Raw genomic sequence first — 3,343 nt, forward strand, 5'->3', positions numbered from 1 at the left:
GTGCCGACACTCGGCATCTGCCTCGGGCACCAGGCGATCTGCTCTGCTGCCGGCGGGCGGATCATCCATGCCCCACGCCCGGTGCATGGGGAGGTCTCGGAGATCTCCCATAATGGTTCCGGGATCTACTCCGGTCTTCAGAACCCGTTTCCGGCTGTCCGGTACCATTCTCTTGTTCTTGATGAAGGTTCTCTCCCGGAGGATCTGATGATCACCGCATACTCCCTTGACGATCACCTTCCGATGGGTGTCCGGCACCGCCGATTTCCGATCGAAGGGGTACAGTTCCATCCCGAGAGTCTCCTCACCGGGATGGGAAACCGCCTCATCGCCGCATTCCTTGATGGAGGGATCGCATGATCCAGGAGGTCTGCGTTGCGATGGCAGAGGATGCCCCCCTGCCGCAAGGAGGACTCGGCCTTGCCTTTGATGATCTCATCTCGGGGTTAGCAACACCTGCACAGGCAGGAGCGTTCCTCTATGCACTGAGGAACCGCACCCTGACGGGAGAGGATCTCGCCACCTGTGCATCGGTGCTCCTCTCCCATGCGAGAACGATTGTGATCCCCGGATCAGATCGTGCGGTTGATACCTGCGGAACAGGCGGCGATCACTCGATGACGTTTAATATCAGCACCGCCGCCGCATTTGTCGCGGCTGGTGCAGGGGTTCCTGTCATAAAGCACGGGAACCGTGCGCAGACAGGCAGGTCAGGTTCTGCGGATCTCCTCACCGCACTTGGTGTCTCTATCGATGCTTCTGAAGAACTGGTGATTCGATCCTTTCAGGAAGCAAATATTGCCTTTCTTTCTGCCCCGAAGTACCATCCCGCCCTGAAGACCCTTTCGGGGTTGCGTTCAGAACTTGGATTCAGGACGATCCTCAATATCTCAGGACCCCTCTGCAACCCGTCAGGCCCGATCAACCGGATCATTGGTGTCGCCGATCCTGCCCTCCTCGGTCCGATGGCAGAGGCGCTCCAGGCACTCGGGGTTAAGAAGGCGCTGGTCGTCTCGGGGGATCAGCTGGATGAGCTCTCCCTCACCGGGGAGAACCGGATCTGCGAGCTCTCTTCGGGTCAGATCGATTATTATACGCTGAATGCAGCCGATCTCGGACTTGCTGAAGCGCCACGTAATATGCTTCGTGCGGAAAGCCCGGGAGAGAGTGCTGCGATCATCAGCCGGGTGCTTCATGGCGGCGAGGGGCCTGCACGGGATATCGTCCTCCTGAATGCTGCGGGGGCGATCCTTGCCGGGGAAGGATCAGCAACCTTCTCCTCTGCCCTGAAAATGGCAGAAGATGCAATCGATTCGGGAAGGGCTCTTGAATTACTCAGGCTTCTTGCGGAGATCAACGGGGGTGCCTGAATGATTCTGGATGCACTTATCGCATCATCACACCAGCGGGCTGCCCAACTTCCGGATACGTTTCCGCGGGATTTCTTCCCGTCTCGGAGCCTGAAGCGGGCGCTCCTCTCCCGGTCGCCTGCGGTGATCGGTGAGGTGAAGTACGCATCCCCGAAAGGGCCGACCGGCGCAACCCTGCCTCCGGGACGGCTTGCGGCGGCAATGGCGGCGGGTGGTGCGGTTGCGATCTCGGTTCTGACCGAGCCGACGGTCTTTGCCGGTGATCCCTCCTTCATAGGGGAGGTGCGGAGGCATGTGAGCCTCCCCATCCTCAGGAAGGATATCCTGGTACACCCGCGCCAGATCCGGGAGAGCCGGGCCCTTGGTGCGGATGCGGTTCTCCTGATCGCTTCAGTGCTCGGGGACGACCTCCCTGCATCTGTCGATTACGCGATCGAATGCGGTCTTGAGCCGCTTGTCGAGGTCTTCTCTCCCGGGGAAGCAGAAGATGCCATTGCCACACGGGCCTCACTCATCGGGATCAATAACCGCAATCTCAGGACACTTCAGATCGATCCCGGCACTTCTGCCCGGATCGCCCCGGCAATCAGGGCAGCAGGCAAAATCCCGATTGCAATGAGCGGGATATCGACCCAGGCCGAGGTTCTGGAGGCGATGAAGACCTGTATGGGTGTATTAATCGGGACCTCGATCGCGTCAGCTGCGGATCCAAGGGAGGCGACGGAGGCGTTTGCATGTACGTGAAGATCTGCGGGATCACCTCTCCCGCCGATGCCAGGCTTGCGGTATCTGCCGGAGCCGACGCGATCGGCATCCTCCTCTATACCGATTCACAACGATCAGTTACCACGCGGAGGGCTGAGGCAATTCTTAAGGCGATTGCCGGAAGGGTGGAGACGGTCTGCGTCACCACCACAAGGTCACCTGCCTATCTGCGGGAGATCTGCCGCCTCTCACCGGATGCGATCCAGACCTATCATCCGCTGAATGTACCGGATCGGTTCATCTCTGTCTCGGGCTGGGATGGGATCAGCCTGCCTCCTGAAGATGCCGACCGCCTCCTCCTTGATGTCTCGCATGGCAGGGGTGTTGTGCTTGACACTGTGGTGGCAGAAGCAGCGATTGAAGAAGCAACGGTTCCTGTGTTGGTATCAGGCGGGCTCACGCATTCATCTGTTGCGGGCGTGATACGATCGCTCCATCCTGCCGGTGTTGATGTCTCAAGCGGCGTTGAATCATCTCCGGGCGTGAAGGATATGCACCGGGTGCAGGCATTTGTTGCTGCCTGCCGGGGGTGTTCACCATGAGGTTCGGGGATTACGGGGGGAGGTATGCTCCTGAGATTTTGATCGAACCCCTCAGGGAGCTTGCTGAATCATATGCTATCTTCAGGGAGGATTCCGATGCACAGGCAGAGCTTACAGCACTCCTCACCCGCTATGCCGGGAGAGAGACACCGCTCTACCTCTGCAGGAACCTCGGGAGAGAGACGGGGGTCGGAATCTGCCTGAAACGGGAGGATCTGCTTCATGGCGGTGCCCATAAGATTAACAACACACTTGGCCAGGCGCTCCTTGCGAAGCGTTCCGGAAAAGAGCGGCTGATCGCAGAGACCGGGGCAGGCCAGCACGGGGTGGCAACCGCCATGGCGGGAGCAGTCCTCGGCCTCCCGGTCGAGGTCTTCATGGGTGCAGTCGATATGGAGCGGCAGGCGCTGAATGTTGCACGGATGGAGCTTCTGGGTGCCACTGTCACCCCGGTATCAAGTGGATCTGCCACCCTCTCCGATGCCGTCGATTGCGCGCTCCGGAACTGGGCTGCCACCGCAGAGACCTCGCATTACCTGATCGGATCCTGTGTCGGGCCTGACCCGTTCCCGACACTGGTCCGCGACTTCCAGTCTGTCATCGGCAGGGAGCTGTATCATCAGTCGCTTGCACTGGAAGGAAGGCTCCCCGATGCAGCTGTCGCCT

General features: G+C 59.8%; 5 protein-coding genes. All 5 read left to right on the forward strand.

Translation table 11 applies throughout. From position 1 onward, the window contains the following. Positions 1-360, forward strand: a 360-nt coding sequence (locus QCH34_RS09295) for a gamma-glutamyl-gamma-aminobutyrate hydrolase family protein (RefSeq protein WP_300333220.1), incomplete at its 5' end; no start/stop codon positions are given. After that, a complete protein-coding gene (gene trpD, locus QCH34_RS09300) occupies positions 357-1,370 on the forward strand; it encodes an anthranilate phosphoribosyltransferase (protein ID WP_300333222.1) in 1,014 nt (337 codons plus the stop codon). The genes QCH34_RS09295 and trpD, both read left to right, overlap by 4 nt. Then, positions 1,371-2,114, forward strand: coding sequence for an indole-3-glycerol-phosphate synthase (locus tag QCH34_RS09305; protein ID WP_300333224.1), 744 nt, complete (start codon positions 1,371-1,373; stop codon positions 2,112-2,114). Continuing rightward, a complete protein-coding gene (locus QCH34_RS09310) occupies positions 2,105-2,677 on the forward strand; it encodes a phosphoribosylanthranilate isomerase (protein WP_300333226.1) in 573 nt (190 codons plus the stop codon). The genes QCH34_RS09305 and QCH34_RS09310 overlap by 10 nt, the downstream gene beginning before the upstream one ends. Then, a partial coding sequence (locus QCH34_RS09315) for a pyridoxal-phosphate dependent enzyme (protein ID WP_300333229.1) occupies positions 2,674-3,343 on the forward strand: 670 nt, incomplete at its 3' end. The genes QCH34_RS09310 and QCH34_RS09315, both read left to right, overlap by 4 nt.

It is taken from the genome of Methanocalculus sp. (genome assembly GCF_029762515.1).
Taxonomy (GTDB): Archaea; Halobacteriota; Methanomicrobia; order Methanomicrobiales; family Methanocorpusculaceae; genus Methanocalculus.

What these genes read in the sequence shown, in the direction of transcription:
- trpD (WP_300333222.1), top strand. Translation starts at nt 357, where the DNA reads ATGATCCAGGAGGTCTGCGTTGCGATGGCAGAGGATGCCCCCCTGCCG.
- QCH34_RS09305 (WP_300333224.1), top strand. Translation starts at nt 1,371, where the DNA reads ATGATTCTGGATGCACTTATCGCATCATCACACCAGCGGGCTGCCCAA.
- QCH34_RS09310 (WP_300333226.1), top strand. Translation starts at nt 2,105, where the DNA reads ATGTACGTGAAGATCTGCGGGATCACCTCTCCCGCCGATGCCAGGCTT.